This window comes from Thalassovita mediterranea (genome assembly GCA_019448215.1).
In the GTDB taxonomy this organism is placed as follows: Bacteria; Pseudomonadota; Alphaproteobacteria; order Caulobacterales; family Hyphomonadaceae; genus Henriciella.
Genome location: CP080408.1, coordinates 2,908,578 through 2,925,088 on the forward strand (window position 1 = coordinate 2,908,578; position 16,511 = coordinate 2,925,088).

Genomic DNA, 16,511 nt, shown 5'->3' on the forward strand with positions numbered 1-16,511 from the left:
CGATCAATCGTCCTCGCCATCCATGAAGTCGGTCATGAAGGCACCGTCTTCATCATTCGCGTGGTCATCAGTTTCGCCATCGGACATTGGCATGTCCATATCGCCTGGGTCGAAATCAGCCGGGACGACGTCAGAGAGAAGACCGCCAGCCTGCAGCTCGGCGCGTCCGGGCAACATGTCGAGGCTTTCCAGCCCGAAATGTTCCAGGAAGCCATTGGTCGTGCCATAGGTCACCGGGCGGCCCGGCGTCTGGCGACGCCCCTTGATCTTGACCCAGCCCGCTTCCATCAGCTGATCGATCGTGCCCTTGGACACGGCCACACCGCGTACGGCCTCGATCTCGGCGCGCGTGACGGGCTGACCGTATGAAATGATGGCGAGCGTCTCGAGCGCAGCCTGAGACAGCTTCTTCTGCTCCTGACGCTCTTCAACGAAGAGATAGGCAAGGTCTTCAGCCGTCTGGAAACGCCACTTGCCCGCCACTTCGACCAGCGTCACGCCGCGATGGGCATAGGCTGCCTTGAGCGACATCAGGACGGTCGCGGCATCGATGCCTTGCGGAAGCACTTCAGCGACCTGCTCGGCGCTCAGCGGCTCGCCTGCAGCAAAGAGGATGGCTTCAGCTCGGCGCAGCGCGTCTGCGATGACATCGGCGCCGCCTTCAGCCTCGCGCTTCAGCAGCTCTTCAGAGCGCTTATAGGCAAAGGACAGCTGGCGTACCGCGTCGCGGATTTCCTCCGGGGCGTCTTCCAGCTTCTCGTTTTCAAAACGGGGTATTGCGGTCATCCGCCTATCCCTTCCTGTCTGTCCTGGCTGCCGCGCAGGTAAAGCGGCTGGAAATGAGCTCCCTGCCGAATCTCAATGTCGCCATCGCGCGCCAGTTCCAGTGCGGCCGCAAAGACGCTCGCTGTGACCGAGCGGGGCGGAATATCGCCTGCGACATCCTTCATGCGCTGGCGAAGTTCATCAAGGCTGGCCCAGCTATCGATCATCTTGCTCAAGCTTTTGAGCGAGTCGCGCGCATGCTCCAGTGGCAGAACATATTGATGCACAACCTTGTGCGGGGCGGCATCTTCGCGGCGCTGACGTATACCGCCAAAGGCCTGCATCAGGTGCCAGAGCGATGTATCGTATTCGGTATGCTTGATCACGCGCGGCTGTTCAGGCGCCCCGCGCAGGAACACTTCCTGCCCAAGCTGCGCCAGATCCATCAGCTCCTCGCCGGCCTCGCGCATCGCCTCAAGCCGCTTCAGACGGAAGGCGAGCCGCGCAGCCATCTCCTCGCCATCGATCTCATCATTGGCGGCCTTCTCAGGCTTCGGAAGCAGCAGGCGCGACTTCATGAAGGCAAGCCATGCCGCCATCAGAAGATAGTCAGCGGCAAGATCGATCCGCTTCTTCCGGGCGTCTTCGATGAAGTCGATATATTGGTTCGCCAGCTCCAGCATCGACACTTTCAGAAGGTCGACCTTCTGACGGCGCGCAAGGTCCAGCAACAGGTGAAGCGGCCCCTCATATCCATCGATATCAACCGCGAAATAATCCCCGTTTTCGAGGTCATCGCGGTCGATCAGGTCGCTGGAAACGAGTTGCGAACTCATACGCTGAAGTGCCCCACGTTCGGAATGAGCGATTTGAAACGTGCCCAGCCAGCCTCGACGTCGAACGGCTTTTCACGCTGAGCGGCGGCTTCTGCATCCTCAGCGCGCGCAAGCGCCTTTCCAGAAAGTTCTGGGGCAGCCTCCGCCACCTCACGCATTTCAGCAAGGATCGCGTCTGGCTCACGCAGGAAGCCAGAGCAATGCAGCAGCATATCGCAGCCCGCGGCAATAGACGCGTCAGCGCGCTCGGTGAGCGTTCCGCCAAGAGCCTGCATGCCAAGATCGTCTGTCATAAGGAGACCATCAAACCCGATTCGCTGCCGGATGACCTCATTAATCATGATCGGAGAGACCGTCGCAGCACGTCCTTCATCGAAATGATCATAGGAAATATGGGCCGTCATGGCCATTGGCGCGTGGGCGACGTGGGCAAAGGCGGCGAAATCCGAGGACAGTTCATTGTCGCCTGCCGTGACGCGTGGCAGTTCCAGATGGCTGTCTGCGGTCGAGCGACCATGGCCGGGTATGTGCTTGATCACACCGGCAACGCCGCCATCCTCTAGCCCCTTCAGCGCCGCCGTCGCGATCGCACCGACAACATCCGGATCGGTGCCGAATGCGCGGTCGCCGATAACGTCATGCGCGCCCGGCTGCGGCAGGTCGCACACCGGGGCGCAGTCGGCGTGGATACCCATAGCCGTCAGCTCAGCCGCCATCAGGCGATGGCCAAGCCAGGTCGCCTCAAGCCCAAGCTCCTTGTCGCGGCCATAAAGCGCACCATAGAGCTCCCCGCGCGGGAATAACGGCCATTCAGGCGATTTCAGGCGCGCGACACGGCCGCCCTCCTGATCGATGAATATCAGGATCTCACGGCCTACCGCCCGCCAGATATCGTCTACGCAGCGGCGCACCTGGTCGCGCGTCTGACACGATCTGCCCATGAGGATCACGCCCCAGGGCTTCTGATCTGCGAAAAGGGCCGATTCCTCCTTTTGAAGAACCGGCCCCGAAATGCTCAATATACAAGCCTTGTTGGTCATGGCGTCTCGCGAGTGATGATACAGTCTCCGCCAGCAAGTTTATAGGATTCGCAGAATTCGCTTGCATCGCTTCGTGTATCAAAGCGCCCTGCCCTGACCCTGAAGAAGATGCCATCTGCGCCAAGATCAGCGCGTTCGACCACTTTCTGGGCACCGGTGAACACATCGGGATAGCGGCTCAGGACGCGGCTCCACGCCTCATCAGCGGCTGCTTGCGTGCGAACGGCCGATATCTGGACAAGGAATGGTCCGTTGGCAGTGAAGGCAAAGCGGCCATTGCTTCTGGCTGGCTCAACAGGTGGCGCCGGGTCGATCGCAGGCTCGTCATGGCGCTCTTCGCTGGCGGCTGGCACTGGCTGCTCCAGCGGTGGCAGGTCATCTGCCTGCACCTCTGCCGGGGCTGCGCCCTGCGATGAGCTTGAACCGGACCCACCGCGAAGGTCCATTGGCGGGCCTGCCAGCATGGCAAGTTCGCGCTCGCCTGCGACGGGCTGTGGCTCTGGCGGGCGGGTGGACCCGTCCATATTGTCGTAAAGTCGGCGGTCGAGATCCTCGATCTGGATGCCGCCGCGGTCTTCTGGCACCGACTTGAACGGCTCAGCGTCGGCCATGACCATTGGCAGCTCGCCATCTTCTTCGCGAAGCCCCTGACGATAGGTGTTCCAGACGACTGCCGCGAAGACGATCAGGACACCGATCGCCAAAGCGAGAATCAGCGGCCCGCGCGCAGACTCGTCGTCGCGGATCTCGAAGCCGCGATATTCATCCTCATAGGACGCGTAGTCGTATCTGTTGCTGCCGTGGCTCATCGCACGCCTGCCCCTTCGTCGCCTTTGATTATTGGTTAAGAAATTGCCAGCGCTTTGTTAACGATCCTTGAATCCGCGTGTCCTTCGCCCTGCTGGCCGCTCAGACAATGCCCTCAATGCTGAAAACCTTGCGGTGCAGGTCGATGGCGTAATTGTCAGTCATGCCGGCGATATAGTCGCAGACCAGCCTTGCCCGGCGCGCCTCCGGTGCCTGCTCGGCGTCCTGTCGCAACGGCGGCGGCAGAATGTCCGGCTCGGCGAGGAAAAGCTCAAACAGCTCTTTCAGCACACGCTTGGCCTGGCTGCGCATCCGGTTGACCTTGTAGTGCTTGTACATCCGCTCAAACAGGAAGGCCCGCAGCGCCCTTTGCTGCGCGTCGAAATCCTCTGAGAAGGCGACCAGAGGCTCAGGCAGCGCCCTCACTTCGGCAGCAGATTGGGGATTGTACTTCGCCACGCGGGCGCTGGTTTCTGTCACAAGGTCATCGACCCAGAGACCAATCAGACGGCGCACCGCTTCATAAACGGTGCGCTGCGTGTCGAGCACGGGATGCTCAATGCGCACAGACCGGAAGACATCACCGACCATGGGCAGGTGCAGCATGTCGTCGATGGTGAAGAGACCCGCTGCGATGCCATCGTCAATGTCGTGGTTGTTATAGGCGATGTCGTCCGCCAGCGCTGCGATCTGGGCTTCCGGTCCTGCAAACTGGTCAAGTTCAAGCCGCTCAAGCTGCGGGAAGTCGCGGAACGCGGCCGGCAGCGCGGACACAGGCGTGCCGTCAGTGATCAGCGGGCCATTATGCTTTACGAGGCCTTCAAGCATCTCCCAGGTCAGGTTCAGGCCGTCGAAATTGGGATAGCGCTGTTCCAGCCGTGTCACGACGCGCAGGGTCTGCGCATTGTGATCAAAGCCCTCATAAGCCTCCATACAGGCGTCGAGCTGGTCTTCGCCCGCATGACCAAAGGGCGGATGGCCAAGATCATGGGCCAGCGCCATCGCCTCTGCGAGATCTTCATCGACGCCGAGCCTGCGCGCAACGGACCGCGCAATCTGCGCAACCTCGAGAGAATGAGTGAGCCGCGTGCGGTAGTGATCGCCCTCATGGGCCACGAAAACCTGCGTTTTCTGCTTCAGGCGGCGAAATCCGGATGAGTGGATGATGCGGTCGCGGTCGCGCTGAAACGGCGTGCGTGTGGCCGATTCAGCCTCTTCATGGAAACGCCCACGAGAGGTTTCCCACAGTGTCGCAAACACCGCTCTCTTTTCTGGAAGCGCAGGTTTACCTATCTTGTGACTCATGACCGACGTCACCCTTTCAGAGAATGCTGCCCGGCGCATTAATGCGATTCTGGCGAAACAGTCCGGCAAGGACTACCTTCGTGTGTCAGTCGAAGGTGGTGGCTGCTCGGGCTTTTCCTACAAGTTTGACCTTGAGGACACGAAGAATGACGATGACATCATCGTCGAGCGCGATGGCGCGCGTGTCCTCGTCGACGAGATGAGCATGGAATTCATGCGGGGCTCTGAGATCGACTTCTCGAATGAGCTGATCGGCGCCGCGTTCAAGATCAATAACCCCAATGCAACAGCCGCCTGCGGCTGCGGGACGAGCTTTTCTCTCTGATCAGCTGAGGGGCGTTTCCTGCATTTTTTGGAACACGCCCCGCGTGTGAGGGTTTCTTCTGCCACACCAAGCTTTGGGCAATAAGGCTCAGAGTGAACGCAAGTTCAGGAGGCAGAACGCCATGAAACTCTCAAAGACTCTTCTTCGTAATTCTACGCTCGCAGCCGGCGCAGCCGTGCTTTTCGCCGGTGCTCCGGCCTTCGCCGACCACCACAAGGAAGGCGGCGAAAAGGCCCATAAGTACGAAAACGTGCAGGACGCAAAGCAGACCCTCGATAATTGCCGCGCCGTTGCAGAAACGTGTGGCGCCGATATCGATGCCGCAGCTGGTGTCCTCGTCTTCCCGGAAGTCTGGAAAGCTGACCTGATTGTTGGCGGCGCAGGCGGTGAAGGCGTGCTCTTCATCGACGGTGAGCCAACCGGCCAGTACTATATCGGCAAGGCATCTGTCGGCCTTCAGGCCGGCGTCGATCAGTCAGAGATGGTCTATGTCTTCCGCGAACAGGACGCTCTTGATGAGCTGATGGACGGCGACGAATGGGAAGTCGGTGCTGCAGCTGGCGCGACCGTCGTCGACGCTGACGCGAATGCCATGACTGCGACTGGCGATCCGCGCATCTACATCATTAATGCAGAAGGCCTGAATGCAGAGCTTAGCGTCAACGCGCTGCGCATCTGGCATGACGATGAGCCGGAAGCCGAAGACGATGATGACATGATGGACCATGACGAGATGGACCATGATGACGATGACATGATGGACATGGACGACAGCTACTAGGCTTTTGCCCATTTTTACTGATTAGAAGGCGCTCCATGGGGGCGCCTTCTTTTTTGAGTAATGCTCGGCGGCTGCCCCTTCCCTTCCCCGGCGTCGCTGTCCTAAACCGCTTCTCTCAAGCAAGGAGACCCGACCTATGGACGTCAGCCAGGCCGTAAATCAGCGCATCTCGACACGCGCATTTCTCGACAAGCAGATCAGCGCAGATGAAGTGCGTGACTGGCTGGCGACGGCGCAGCGCGCGCCTTCTGGTGGCAACCTCCAGCCATGGCGCGTGATCGCAGTCACCGGCGCTGAAAAGCAGGCGGTCATTGATTTGGCCCAGAAAAAGCTCGCCGAAGACCCGCGCGGCGAGAAGACGGATCGGCCGATCTATCCCAAGGACCTCTGGGAGCCGCATGAAGCGCGGCGCCGCAAGGTTGGCGAGATGATGTATGAGAAGCTTGAGATCCCTCGCGAAGATAAAGCCAAGCGAATTCAATGGTTTTCGCGTAATTTCCGCTTCTTCGACGCACCGCTGGCTGTCTTCTTCGTGATCGATGAGCGTATGGGTCATGGCCAGTGGGCACATACCGGCATGTTCATGCAGACGCTGGCCCTGCTCGCCGAAGAGCGTGGCTGGGGCAGCTGTTTCCAGGAGTGCTGGGGCATTCTTCGTCCAACGCTGAAAGAGCATTTTGGACTGGGAGATACCGAGATGCTCTATTGCGGCATGGCCGTAGGCTATCCGGACCCGGACCACCCGGTGAACCAGCTTCGCGCCGAGCGGGCTAAGGTCGATGAGTTTGCCGAACTCAAAGGCTTCTAGGCGACGTTTAAAAATTTAAAAAAGACAATTTTTTTAAGGTGTTGGACAGAATGTCGCAGTGCGCCGAAAGGACAAGTGCGCGCCGCGACGCGGTTTACCATTACCCCTCCAGCGAATGCTACAGCAAAGCGGCCCCACCGGCCGCAACACTGTTCTGACGGCCCGAATTTTCGCTGAAATTTCAGCTGCGCCGTAGAGCGATCAGCAATCGGAGACATCGCATTCCACGCCATCACTTGAGGGGGATGGGCATGAAGGGTGTGGTGTTTACTGAATTTCTCGATCACGTCGAAGCTGAACTCGGCGTTATCCAGACACAACGCATCATCGACGCGTGCGAGCTGGAATCAGAAGGGGCTTATACCTCAGTTGGCACTTATCCCTGCGCCGAGATGGGCAAACTCATCGGCGCTGTGTCCAACACCACGGGCCGTTGCCCGGCCACGTTGCTGAAGGCCTTCGGCCATCATCTGGCCGGGTCATTCAAGCAAGGCTATCCCGCCTATTTCGAAGTCGATGACTTTTTCGATTTCGTAGAGTCCATAGATTCTCACATTCATGTGGAAGTCCAGAAGCTCTACGTGGATGCGGAGCTCCCGGAGTTTCACATCATCATGCGGACGGACGATACGCTGGTCGTCGATTACATCTCATCACGGGCCCTTGAGCATCTGGCGTTCGGTCTTCTGGAGGCTTCGGCTCAAGCCTTCGGAGAGACCATCGCCATTGCCATGACGCCGAGAGGTGACGGTGCCAGTCGTGTCGTCCGTTTCCAGCTTGAGCGGAGGCAGCAATGACCAACACGCTCTCAGATCATGAAGTCGCAATGCTCGAGAGGCGCGCAATCCGCGAACGCCAGTCCCGAAAGGCGGCCGAAAAGATCCTTGAACAGAAGTCGCTGGAGCTATTCGCGGCAAATGCAGAACTCAAGCGGGCCAAAGCAAATTTGAGGGCGCAGATCGAGGCGCTTCAGGTAGAACGCGACCGCGTCCTGGAAGCCTCCCGGATCGACCACCTTACCGGCCTCGCAAACCGAACGGCCTTTTTCGCGCGTCTCGAAGCGGCCCTACTCCGCCCTCGACCGCAGCAGACTTCGCTGAAATTGCTCCTCGTCGATCTGCGTCGTTTCAAACTGATCAATGGGCGCGTCGGCCAGTATGGAGGTGACCTCGTCCTGAAGGCCGTCGCGGCGCGGCTACAGCAGGTTGCCGACGAAGCTCAAGGCTTTGCTGCTCGCTTTGGCGGCAATGAGTTCGCTCTTTGTCTCGAGCTGCCGGCTGGACAGGCCTTCTGCTACACCCAGCACCTGCAGGAGGTTCTACATCAGCCGATCGAGGTTCTGAACCGGCAGATAACACTCGAAGTCGCGATCGGGGCAGCCGGCACGAACATCGCTGGCTCGGACATTGAAGGCCTTCGCCGCGCTGCTGATTTCGCGATGCAGAAGGCGCGTGCCCTGCCTGTGGGTGGGGTCTGCGTCTATGATAGCGCCCTGAAAGCTGAAGCGAGCCGGCGCCATGACCTCGAAGTGCTGCTTCGCGAAGCGATCAAGAAAAACGAGATTGAACCCTGGTTCCAGCCGATCATCGATCCTCGCGACCCGTCGAAACTTTCATTCGAGGTTCTGGCAAGGTGGCTGGGGCCAGACGGCTTTGTCGCGCCAATGGAGTTTATTCCACTCGCCGAAGAGCTGGGTCTTCGTCGGCGCCTCGACCGCTATCTACTTCAGCGCGCCTGCGAACTCGCCAAACCATGGATAGATGATGGCTGGCTGAGCGACATTTCCGTGAACGTGTCGCCGTCCGATCTCATGTCGCCAGATTTTGTAAGGACCCTGTCCGAAGTCCTTGAACAGATTGATTTTCCTCGCGACCGTCTTGTGATCGAAGTGACGGAGTCGGTCTTCATCGAAGACCTCGCCTTTGCCAGAAGCCAGCTCGACGCGTTGCACGCGCTTGGCCTCAAGGTGGCGCTCGATGACTTCGGCACTGGCTACTCGAACCTGCGCTCCCTGGTCGGGCTGCCACTATCCAAGATCAAGCTGGACCGGTCCCTGATCTCTGATCTCGATATCAATGACAGCGTCGCCATGCTGATCAGCACGATCACGCAATGGGCACGGGCGATCAATCTCACCATCGTCGCTGAAGGGGTGGAGACGGAGAACCAGCTGACGGTTCTGAAGGCGCTGGGTTGTACCAATTTGCAAGGCTACCTGTTCGGCAAGGCCCAATGCGCAAACGACATTGAAGTGGCTTACCAGCCGAAGAAGATTGCCGTCTGAAAGTGCACGCATTCGAGAGAGGCCGGGCGGTGATACTTTCCAACCGGACGCACACGCCGTTTCCGTGAAATTCATGGTGCAGTGACGGTGTGCTGGCGGTGTTTCTGGAGGGTGTCCGAAAACCGACGCCGTTCTTGCCATCGCGCACGCCTGTGACATGCTTGCTTCCTGGCTGCTGGGAGGGGCTGGGACATGCGCGCATCCTCGTTCGATTTCATTGGCAATCTCGACACGCTGGTGGCGGTCATCATCGGCGCCTTTCTTGCGACCGGTGGCGCGCTGATCGCCGAGATCATCCAGGACCGGCTTGGGCGCAAGCGCCGCGAACGGGAGGCTGCGCGCTTCTTTGGTGAGATCATGACCTCCATCGATGCGATCATCGACCTCGCCACGAGCTCACAGCAGATTGGCGACAAGTGGGGCCGCATCACCCAGCGCTTTTTCAGAACGGCGCTTCGCGAAGCCAATGTCTATGAACGCAATCGCGAACGGCTTTTCGATATTCAGGACATGGATCTGCGCTTTGCGATCAATGAACACTTCCTGCGCGAGACAGTGCCGATCATCGCCTTGCTGGAACAGACCGACAGCATTGATGCGGCAAGCCGGGAGCTGGCCAGAAGCGAACTCAGCCCGGCGCGGCAGGCACAGCTCGAGGCGGAGATCACGCAGCAGGCAGCGGACCGCGAGCAATCCCTGGAGGCTATGATCTATCAACGTGAACAGACGTCTGCCTTGATCGAGCGCCTGAAGCCGCTGGCACAAGTTTCGTTCGCTTCGAATTACAGGCGCCTGGACGAGGAAGGCGAGCCCTCTGGCGCCGAGGAGGAGACGGCCTCGGCCGAACTTGACGGCGCGAAGAAACCGGCCTAGCGTTTATCGATGAACGATAAGTATGACTTCCGACCCGGCGATGTCGTCTCTGTCCGCTTTGGCGGCTTTCTTCGACATTATGGCATCGTTGGCTGGGATGGCCGGATCATTTCGAATACGCGCCGGCATCATGGCGTCGTCACACAATCGATCGAGGATTTCGCGGATGGCCGCGAAATCAGGAATCATGGCCGCAACGCCGCAGCCTGTGACTTCACAGCCATCGACCGCGCCAGCCGCCGCATCGGGCATGACTACCACCTGACTGGTTCGAACTGTGTGCACTTCGTGCGCGGCGCGCATGGCCGCAAACCGACCGCGACGCAAATCGCGCGCGGCACGTTTGAAGCCTTTCGGGACATGTTGGGGCCCAAGCGCCCGCGCTGGTAGGCCTATTCAGCGACCGGCACGCTGGCCCAGTCGATGGCCTCTTTCAAACGGCTTGCCGGCAATGTCGCGGGCCGTTCTCCATGATTGACGTATTGCCGCCAGTCCGAATCCGGCTCCAGCTGAAAATGAAAGGTCAACGGCCTCTCGTCCGGCAGGGCGAGGACAGAGGCCGTTGAATCAGCATCGAGCGTGAAGCGCGTTTCTTCTATAAATCCATTGTCACTGGATTGCGCAGTTTTTGAGAACGAAAAGCTTTCGTCGCTACCTTCGACACGGATTACGAAACCAGCGACCGCGCCAGACACTAGCGCTGACAAGGTGCCGTCAGTGAGCGCGTACAATGTGCCGTCGCCGTTCGGCGCATTGCCCCTTTCCAGCGTGACACCTGCAAGGCGCCCTGTGCCTTCGCCCCCTGTGCGGTAAGCCAGAACAGCAAACTCTGAAAAGCCTTCAAACGAGAAGAAATTAAAGCTCGTCCACGGCCCGTAGATTGAAAGTGAAGTTGGCTGTCCGCCTGGCGTCTGGGGTTGAAGCTGCTTGCGGTTGTTCCACCAGTAGGCAGGCTCAAGGTCGGTCGCATAGCCGTAAGCATCGCACTGCGCCGCCATGGCGGGCGACATGGTCGCAACGAGACCGTCCAGTTGCTCCCGCTCATCTCCCTGATAGCGCGCCAGAACTTCAGCGCGCAGGGCATCCATTGCATCGCGCTTAAGGACTGCGCCGTCCTGACCCACAGCACACTCGGTGATATGGGAAGGCATTGCACCGGCAGCGGCCAGCAAGGCCTCGCCATAAAGCCTCGCCCCATCGACGAGTTGCCATTTGTCTGCATGTTCGGACCTTGAAAGACATCCTGTCCAGGCATCCTTTGCGATCGCGCTGATGCGGTCCTGCTCCGTCATGACGGTGTCGCTATTGAAAGCGCTGATCAGCGACTTGCGCATGACAGTCTGGAGATGCTCGACAGCGCCGCGCTGCGCTTCGTCAAAGACCTGGCAATGGTCGTCGACGCCAAGGCCATAAGTCGTGGTCCGCAGAACAGACAGCTGACTATCAACTGCCTGCTGCCTCGCGTCCTGCGCGCTAGCAGCCTGCACGGCGAAAACTGCGCATGCCGATGCCAGTGCAGCAGAAAAACAGATACTCGATGCCAATGTTTTGTCCCGGTTAAGTGAATGCGTCCCGGGTGTATTTAGAGCCCGATTGCGCCAGTCCGGCAAGGCTCTAACCTGCACTGCCTGCAGCAGATCAGCCCTTCCAGTTACGAGGCGGCGCGCCGTGTTTGCCCGTGCTTTCCCATTGGGCCTCTTCGGCCTTGTTGGAAAGCTGCAGGTTGAACAGCACGCCCTTGAACAGGGGCAGCAGGGCGAGCGCGGTGCCAATCATAGCGCCCAGCAGCACGGCAAAGCCGAGAATCTTCAGCCAGAGCGCCATCTCCAGCATGGGGAGAATGAAATAGAATGGCGCAAAGACGATCATCACCAGAAAGCCGACAAAGAAGGCCGGGCCGTCGGCCGTGTCGGCAGAGCGGAAGTCCTGCCCGCAGGCCGCACACTCTTCCCGGAAGACGAGATAGCGACTAAAGAGCTTGCCTTCGCCGCAAGTCGGGCAGCGGCGCTTGAGGCCGCGCATGATTGGCTGACTTAACATGACCCGAATATGGGCCCTGCCCGCCCGCGCCGATAGTGCGGCGCGAGCGCACATGAGGCATACGAACTAGTGGGCGGCGTCGCCCGCTTTTCTGCGCTTGCGGGCGATGAGATTCAGCACCTCGACAAAGACCGAGAAGGCCATCGCCGCGTAGATATAGCCCTTTGGCACATGCACGCCGAAGCCATCCGCGATCAGCACCATGCCGATCATCAGCAGGAAGGCCAGCGCGAGCATGACGACGGTCGGGTTCTTGTTGATGAATCGGGCCAGAGGCCCCGCCGCGAGCAGCATGACCATCACCGCAATAACGACGGCGACCACCATGATGGGCACCTGATCGGTCATGCCAACGGCGGTCAGGATCGAGTCGATCGAGAAGACCATGTCGAGCAGGATGATCTGGACCAGAACGCTGGCGAAGCCGACGCTGGCGCGCTTGTCGCCAAAGACGCTGTCGCTTGGTTCCGGGTCAATATGGTGGTGGATCTCTGTCGTCGCCTTCCAGACGAGGAAGAGACCGCCTGAAACGAGGATGATGTCTCGCCAGGAAAAGGCGGTTTCGAAAGTGACCTCGCCGTGATCACCCGGCGGACCGGAAATGCCAAGGTCGAAGACTGTCGCGGTCAGCCCGACGATCCAGGCGATCGTTGCCAGCAGCGCCAGACGCAGAATGAGCGCGAGGCCGATACCGATACGCCGCGCGGCAGGCCGCTGCTTTTCGGGAAGCTTGTTTGTGAGGATCGAGATGAAGACGAGATTGTCGATACCGAGAACGATTTCGAGAACAATCAGGGTGGCGAGAGCCGCCCATGCCTCTGGCGTTGCAAACACTGCAAGATAATCAGCCAACTCTTTCCCCCTGCTTTGTCAGTCGGAGTATTAATGGCTTCAGCTGGCGCTGGGTTCCAGCCCCTTCTTGTCGGGGCAATTTCTGACAAGGCGATTTCGCCGCTGGTCACCTCTTGGCTACCGCAGCGGCAGCGAACTAGCTTGCACGGCAAACAGGGCCGATTCAGGCATGAGGGAGAGATACGATATGGAATACGAGCAGGTTGTACGCGAGCGCCGCAGCATCAGGGGCTTTCAGAAAAAGCCGGTGCCTAAAGCTTTGGTGCGCGAAATCCTCGAGATTGCGATGCGGGCGCCAACCTCGCTCAATACCCAGCCCTGGAATTTCTACGTCGTCGCTGGCGACGTGCTGGACAAGATCCGCAAGGGTAATGTCGAGCGCAATGTGGCGGGCGTGCCAGACAGCCGCGAGTTCCGCATGGGCCCCGGCTATGAAGGCGCCCACCGAGAGCGCCAGATCGAGATCGCGAAACAGCTTTTCGCCGTCATGGGCATCGAGCGCCACGACAAGGAAGCGCGCATGGACTGGGTGCTGCGCGGCTTTCGCCAGTTCGACGCGCCAGTGTCCATCGTGGTGACCTATGACAAGTCGATACAGGGCAGCGACATCGCGCCCTTTGATTGCGGCGGCGTGGTGAACTGTATCGTCAATACGGCTTGGTCGAAGGGGCTCGGCTGCGTCATCAACAGCCAGGGCATCATGCAGAGTCCGGTTGTTCGTGAGCACGCGAAAATCCCGGATGATCAGGTGATCCAGACCTGCATTGCCATGGGTTGGCCGGATGATGAGTTCCCGGCAAACTCTGTCGTGTCGAACCGTAAATCGGTCGACGAGGCAGCGACCTTCCTTGGTTTCGAGGACTAGGCCTGCGGGCAAGCGAGTTGCCTTTGCGTCACCTCTCGAACAATCGTCAGAACTGGCGTTAGATAGCTTTCAGGGATGGAAACCAGGAAGGCTACACGCTCATGGATGGCGGGGCCGCACACACTGAAACCGGCGCAAAGTCCGGTCTCTCAAGGCGTTGGCAATGGCTGACGGCGCGGCGCATAAGGCTGGCCGTGATTCTGGCGGCCGTTGCGCTTGCTGCCATCTTCCTGTTCCGGTTCCTGAGTGAGCGTGCGCGCTATGTGGCGACAGCCGATGCGCGCATCGCCTCCGACATGGTGGCGGTCTCGACGGACATTTCCGGGCGAATCACGACGCTTGCCGTCAGCAAGGGCGACCGGGTCGCGGCAGGCGATGTCATTTTCGAGATTGACCGGCGCGAGGCAGAGCTGGCGCTGGCGCAATACCAGGCCGAAGCTGACCGGCTGCGCGCGGAAATCCAGCGCGAGGAAATGCGCGCCAATCTGTCGACATCGAAGGCCGGCAGCGAAGTTGCCGCGCGCCGGGCGGGCACACTGTCAGCCAGTGCATCGGTGGCCGCCGCCATGTCTGACTTCGAGACTGCGCAGTCCGACTTCACCCGCACCGAAGACCTGTTCGCCCGCGGGCGGGTGACGCAGGCCGCGCTGGACCGCGCGCAAAATGAACTCGACACGGCGCAGCAGGCGGTGAGGCGCGCCGAAGCCGATGCCGACCGGGCCCTCGCAGAACAGCGCACGGCGAGCATTGCAGGCGAGGAAGTCGCCCTGATCGAGTACGACCTTTCAGTCCTTCGCGCGGCGCTGCGTCAGGCAGAGGCGCGGGTTGAGGCGCAGGAAGTTGTCGTTGACCAGCACACGATCCGCAGCCCCATCGACGGCGTGGTGGACGAGCTTTTCTATGATGTCGGCGAGCATTCCCTGCGCGGCTTCCGCATGGCGCTGGTACACAACCCTGATGCGGCATGGGTGTCGGCGAATATCAAGGAAACCGAGATCAGGCACGTCCAGCCCGGCGCGCCGGTGGCCGTGAAGATCGACAGCTATCCGGGCCGCGAATTCGAGGGCCGCGTGACGGCGATCAATGATTCGACATTGGCTGAAGCGGCCCTGATGCCGAACCCGAACGCGAATGGCGTCTTCACCAAGATCACGCAGCGCATTTCAGTGCGCATCGACCTAGAGGCTGCGGGCGTGCCGCTACGCCCCGGTACGATGGCGACCGTGAGGATCGAGAAAACGCAAGTCGGGGATGCGGGGTGAGCGTCACGTCAGGAACGCCGCGGCCGGGCAGATTTCGCGCGCCGCTGCCCCTGCCCGCTGACATTCCACCGCTTGCCAATAGTGCGATCCGCGAGCGGTTTGCCCAGTTTGGCGCGTCCTATCGCTGGCTCCTGCTTTTCTCCATGCTGATCGGGTCCATGTCGACGCTACTGGCGGCGACAACGATCAATGTTGCACTGCCCGCCATTATCGGCGCCTTCGGCCTTGGACAGGATCAGGCGCAATGGATGTCGACGGCGTTTCTTGCTTCGTCCACGATCGCGATGCTCGCCAATGCATGGGCGATGTCCGCATACGGACCACGGGCAACCTACATATTCGGTATGCTGATGTTCGTCGCGGGCTCCCTGCTCGGCGCGGTTAGCAACACGTTGGCACTCCTCATCGTGGCGCGCGCGATGCAGGGCATGGCAGCGGGGCTGCTGCAACCCATGTCGATGTTCCTGATCTTCCAGACTTTCCCAGACAAGCAGCGCGGGACGGCGATCGGCATCTTCTCGATCGGTGTCGTACTAGCGCCCGCCTTTGGCCCGGCGCTAGGCGGGGTCGCGGTAGACCTGTCGAGCTGGCGGCTCGTCTTTGTCGCGACGGTGCCGCTCGCCCTTCTGGCACTGGCGGCAGCGCCCCTGCTGATGCCCAAGGCCGACCCGGCGCAGCAGGCAGAAAAGCGCCCGCTCGACTGGCAGGGCCTCATCCTTCTCAGTGTCTCGGCGGTATCCTTCCTGTCCGGCTTTGCGGGCGGCAATCGTGATGGCTGGGATTCGGACATCTCGCTCATAAAGTTTTCGGTCGGCTTCATCGCCGGGATCGCCTTTTATTTCTGGGAGCGGCGACATCCCTTCCCTGCGCTGAACCCGAAGATCTTCAGCTATCGCCAGTTCTGGTCGGCAGGGCTTGTCATCTCGGCGACCGGCATCGCGATCTACGGATCGACATATATGATCCCGCTCTTTGTGCAGCTGGTGCAGCATTATTCGCCGACGGCAGCAGGCGTGATGATGATCCCGGCAGGGCTTGCCATGGTGATCGGTTTTCCAATTGCGGGGCGATTGACCGACAAGGTGGATGTGCGTTGGCTGCTCGCCTTTGGCATAATCTCGTTCGGGACTTCGGCCTTCCTGCTGTCGCATGTGACGGCGATGACGCCTTACTGGACGCTGGTCTTCTGGATCGTCCTCAGCCGCGTTGGCATCAGCTTCTGCATGCCGCCCGCCAACACGACAGCGGTGCGCGCCGTGCCGCCGCCCTTACTGGCGTCCGCCACAGGCGGCGCTTCCTTCCTTATGCAGATTGGTGGGGCGTTCGGCGTCAATCTGCTTGCCATCCTGCTGCAGAGGCGGCTCATCTTTCATGGCGAGCATCTGGCCTCCGGCGTCAATGAAGCGAACGCGCAGCTTTCTTACACGCATGTCCAGATCGCGCGCGAGCTGGAGCGGAGCGGCATGCCGCAACTGCCCGCGTTTCATTCTGCGTTCGGAGAGCTCGGGCGTCAGATCTCGAATGAGGCCGCCGTCTACGCTTTCCGGGACTGCTTCCTCGTCATCGGTATCTGGTTCGTCATCGTGCTTGGCTTTCTGGCCCTGATGCCGAAGCCGAAGCTCGACCCATCGCAGGCGAGATAGGCGCGCCGGGCCCGGCTGGGCGTCC

Annotated in this window: 18 protein-coding genes; 10 read left to right on the forward strand and 8 right to left on the reverse strand. The window is 60.2% G+C overall.

Annotation, left to right across the window (positions count from 1 at the left end; translation table 11 throughout):
• Positions 1 to 3: 3 nt before the first annotated feature.
• From scpB to KUV46_14245, 5 genes are all read right to left on the reverse strand, one after another.
• The gene (gene scpB / locus KUV46_14225) at positions 4 to 786 is read right to left on the reverse strand and encodes an SMC-Scp complex subunit ScpB (protein QYJ00473.1); all 783 of its coding nucleotides are present in this window, start codon (positions 784 to 786) and stop codon (positions 4 to 6) included.
• Complete coding sequence (locus tag KUV46_14230; GenBank protein QYJ00474.1) at positions 783 to 1,601, reverse strand: segregation/condensation protein A; 819 nt, start codon at positions 1,599 to 1,601, stop codon at positions 783 to 785. Before KUV46_14230 ends, scpB begins: the two co-directional genes overlap by 4 nt.
• Positions 1,598 to 2,641 (reverse strand): beta-N-acetylhexosaminidase, encoded by a 1,044-nt coding sequence (gene nagZ / locus KUV46_14235; GenBank protein ID QYJ00475.1) that lies wholly within the window; start codon positions 2,639 to 2,641, stop codon positions 1,598 to 1,600. Before nagZ ends, KUV46_14230 begins: the two co-directional genes overlap by 4 nt.
• Positions 2,638 to 3,450 carry an SPOR domain-containing protein gene (locus tag KUV46_14240; protein ID QYJ00476.1) on the reverse strand — a complete coding sequence of 271 codons (813 nt, stop codon included), beginning with the start codon at positions 3,448 to 3,450 and terminating at the stop codon, positions 2,638 to 2,640. Before KUV46_14240 ends, nagZ begins: the two co-directional genes overlap by 4 nt.
• A gap of 100 nt (positions 3,451 to 3,550) precedes the next feature.
• The gene (locus KUV46_14245) at positions 3,551 to 4,792 is read right to left on the reverse strand and encodes a deoxyguanosinetriphosphate triphosphohydrolase (protein ID QYJ00477.1); all 1,242 of its coding nucleotides are present in this window, start codon (positions 4,790 to 4,792) and stop codon (positions 3,551 to 3,553) included.
• Here KUV46_14245 and erpA point away from each other — a divergent pair.
• The 7 genes from erpA (at position 4,752) to KUV46_14280 (ending at position 10,214) form a co-directional block, all read left to right on the forward strand.
• A complete protein-coding gene (gene erpA / locus KUV46_14250) occupies positions 4,752 to 5,078 on the forward strand; it encodes an iron-sulfur cluster insertion protein ErpA (GenBank protein ID QYJ00478.1) in 327 nt (108 codons plus the stop codon). The two genes, KUV46_14245 and erpA, sit on opposite strands and share 41 nt — an antisense overlap.
• Before the next feature lie 121 nt (positions 5,079 to 5,199).
• Positions 5,200 to 5,859 (forward strand): hypothetical protein, encoded by a 660-nt coding sequence (locus KUV46_14255; GenBank protein ID QYJ00479.1) that lies wholly within the window; start codon positions 5,200 to 5,202, stop codon positions 5,857 to 5,859.
• Positions 5,860 to 5,995: 136 nt separating this feature from the next.
• Complete coding sequence (locus KUV46_14260; protein QYJ00480.1) at positions 5,996 to 6,667, forward strand: nitroreductase; 672 nt, start codon at positions 5,996 to 5,998, stop codon at positions 6,665 to 6,667.
• A 251-nt stretch (positions 6,668 to 6,918) separates the two neighbouring features.
• A complete protein-coding gene (locus tag KUV46_14265; protein ID QYJ00481.1) occupies positions 6,919 to 7,464 on the forward strand; it encodes a heme NO-binding domain-containing protein in 546 nt (181 codons plus the stop codon).
• Positions 7,461 to 8,951: an EAL domain-containing protein gene (locus KUV46_14270; GenBank protein ID QYJ00482.1), complete on the forward strand. Its 1,491-nt coding sequence runs from the start codon at positions 7,461 to 7,463 to the stop codon at positions 8,949 to 8,951. Before KUV46_14265 ends, KUV46_14270 begins: the two co-directional genes overlap by 4 nt.
• A 192-nt stretch (positions 8,952 to 9,143) precedes the next feature.
• Positions 9,144 to 9,824, forward strand: coding sequence for a hypothetical protein (locus tag KUV46_14275; protein ID QYJ00483.1), 681 nt, complete (start codon positions 9,144 to 9,146; stop codon positions 9,822 to 9,824).
• Between the two features lie 9 nt (positions 9,825 to 9,833).
• Positions 9,834 to 10,214, forward strand: coding sequence for a hypothetical protein (locus tag KUV46_14280; protein ID QYJ00484.1), 381 nt, complete (start codon positions 9,834 to 9,836; stop codon positions 10,212 to 10,214).
• A gap of 2 nt (positions 10,215 to 10,216) precedes the next feature.
• Here KUV46_14280 and KUV46_14285 read toward each other — a convergent pair whose 3' ends face one another.
• The 3 genes from KUV46_14285 to KUV46_14295 form a co-directional block, all read right to left on the reverse strand.
• The gene (locus KUV46_14285; protein QYJ00485.1) at positions 10,217 to 11,368 is read right to left on the reverse strand and encodes a hypothetical protein; all 1,152 of its coding nucleotides are present in this window, start codon (positions 11,366 to 11,368) and stop codon (positions 10,217 to 10,219) included.
• Positions 11,369 to 11,462: 94 nt separating this feature from the next.
• A complete protein-coding gene (locus KUV46_14290) occupies positions 11,463 to 11,846 on the reverse strand; it encodes a DUF983 domain-containing protein (protein ID QYJ00486.1) in 384 nt (127 codons plus the stop codon).
• Between the two features lie 84 nt (positions 11,847 to 11,930).
• Positions 11,931 to 12,716: a TerC family protein gene (locus KUV46_14295; protein ID QYJ00487.1), complete on the reverse strand. Its 786-nt coding sequence runs from the start codon at positions 12,714 to 12,716 to the stop codon at positions 11,931 to 11,933.
• A gap of 187 nt (positions 12,717 to 12,903) precedes the next feature.
• Between KUV46_14295 and KUV46_14300 the strand changes: the two genes are divergently transcribed.
• From KUV46_14300 to KUV46_14310, 3 genes are all read left to right on the forward strand, one after another.
• Positions 12,904 to 13,581, forward strand: a complete 678-nt coding sequence (locus KUV46_14300) for a nitroreductase (GenBank protein ID QYJ00488.1) — start codon at positions 12,904 to 12,906, stop codon at positions 13,579 to 13,581.
• 101 nt (positions 13,582 to 13,682) lie between these two features.
• Positions 13,683 to 14,843 (forward strand): HlyD family secretion protein, encoded by a 1,161-nt coding sequence (locus KUV46_14305; protein ID QYJ00489.1) that lies wholly within the window; start codon positions 13,683 to 13,685, stop codon positions 14,841 to 14,843.
• Complete coding sequence (locus KUV46_14310; protein QYJ00490.1) at positions 14,840 to 16,486, forward strand: DHA2 family efflux MFS transporter permease subunit; 1,647 nt, start codon at positions 14,840 to 14,842, stop codon at positions 16,484 to 16,486. Before KUV46_14305 ends, KUV46_14310 begins: the two co-directional genes overlap by 4 nt.
• Positions 16,487 to 16,511 lie beyond the last annotated feature (25 nt).

Coding starts and splice junctions, on each gene's coding strand:
- scpB (QYJ00473.1), bottom strand. CDS start 786: ATGACCGCAATACCCCGTTTTGAAAACGAGAAGCTGGAAGACGCCCCG.
- KUV46_14230 (QYJ00474.1), bottom strand. CDS start 1,601: ATGAGTTCGCAACTCGTTTCCAGCGACCTGATCGACCGCGATGACCTC.
- nagZ (QYJ00475.1), bottom strand. CDS start 2,641: ATGACCAACAAGGCTTGTATATTGAGCATTTCGGGGCCGGTTCTTCAA.
- KUV46_14240 (QYJ00476.1), bottom strand. CDS start 3,450: ATGAGCCACGGCAGCAACAGATACGACTACGCGTCCTATGAGGATGAA.
- erpA (QYJ00478.1), top strand. CDS start 4,752: ATGACCGACGTCACCCTTTCAGAGAATGCTGCCCGGCGCATTAATGCG.
- KUV46_14245 (QYJ00477.1), bottom strand. CDS start 4,792: ATGCGCCGGGCAGCATTCTCTGAAAGGGTGACGTCGGTCATGAGTCAC.
- KUV46_14255 (QYJ00479.1), top strand. CDS start 5,200: ATGAAACTCTCAAAGACTCTTCTTCGTAATTCTACGCTCGCAGCCGGC.
- KUV46_14260 (QYJ00480.1), top strand. CDS start 5,996: ATGGACGTCAGCCAGGCCGTAAATCAGCGCATCTCGACACGCGCATTT.
- KUV46_14265 (QYJ00481.1), top strand. CDS start 6,919: ATGAAGGGTGTGGTGTTTACTGAATTTCTCGATCACGTCGAAGCTGAA.
- KUV46_14270 (QYJ00482.1), top strand. CDS start 7,461: ATGACCAACACGCTCTCAGATCATGAAGTCGCAATGCTCGAGAGGCGC.
- KUV46_14275 (QYJ00483.1), top strand. CDS start 9,144: ATGCGCGCATCCTCGTTCGATTTCATTGGCAATCTCGACACGCTGGTG.
- KUV46_14280 (QYJ00484.1), top strand. CDS start 9,834: ATGAACGATAAGTATGACTTCCGACCCGGCGATGTCGTCTCTGTCCGC.
- KUV46_14290 (QYJ00486.1), bottom strand. CDS start 11,846: ATGCGCGGCCTCAAGCGCCGCTGCCCGACTTGCGGCGAAGGCAAGCTC.
- KUV46_14300 (QYJ00488.1), top strand. CDS start 12,904: ATGGAATACGAGCAGGTTGTACGCGAGCGCCGCAGCATCAGGGGCTTT.
- KUV46_14305 (QYJ00489.1), top strand. CDS start 13,683: ATGGATGGCGGGGCCGCACACACTGAAACCGGCGCAAAGTCCGGTCTC.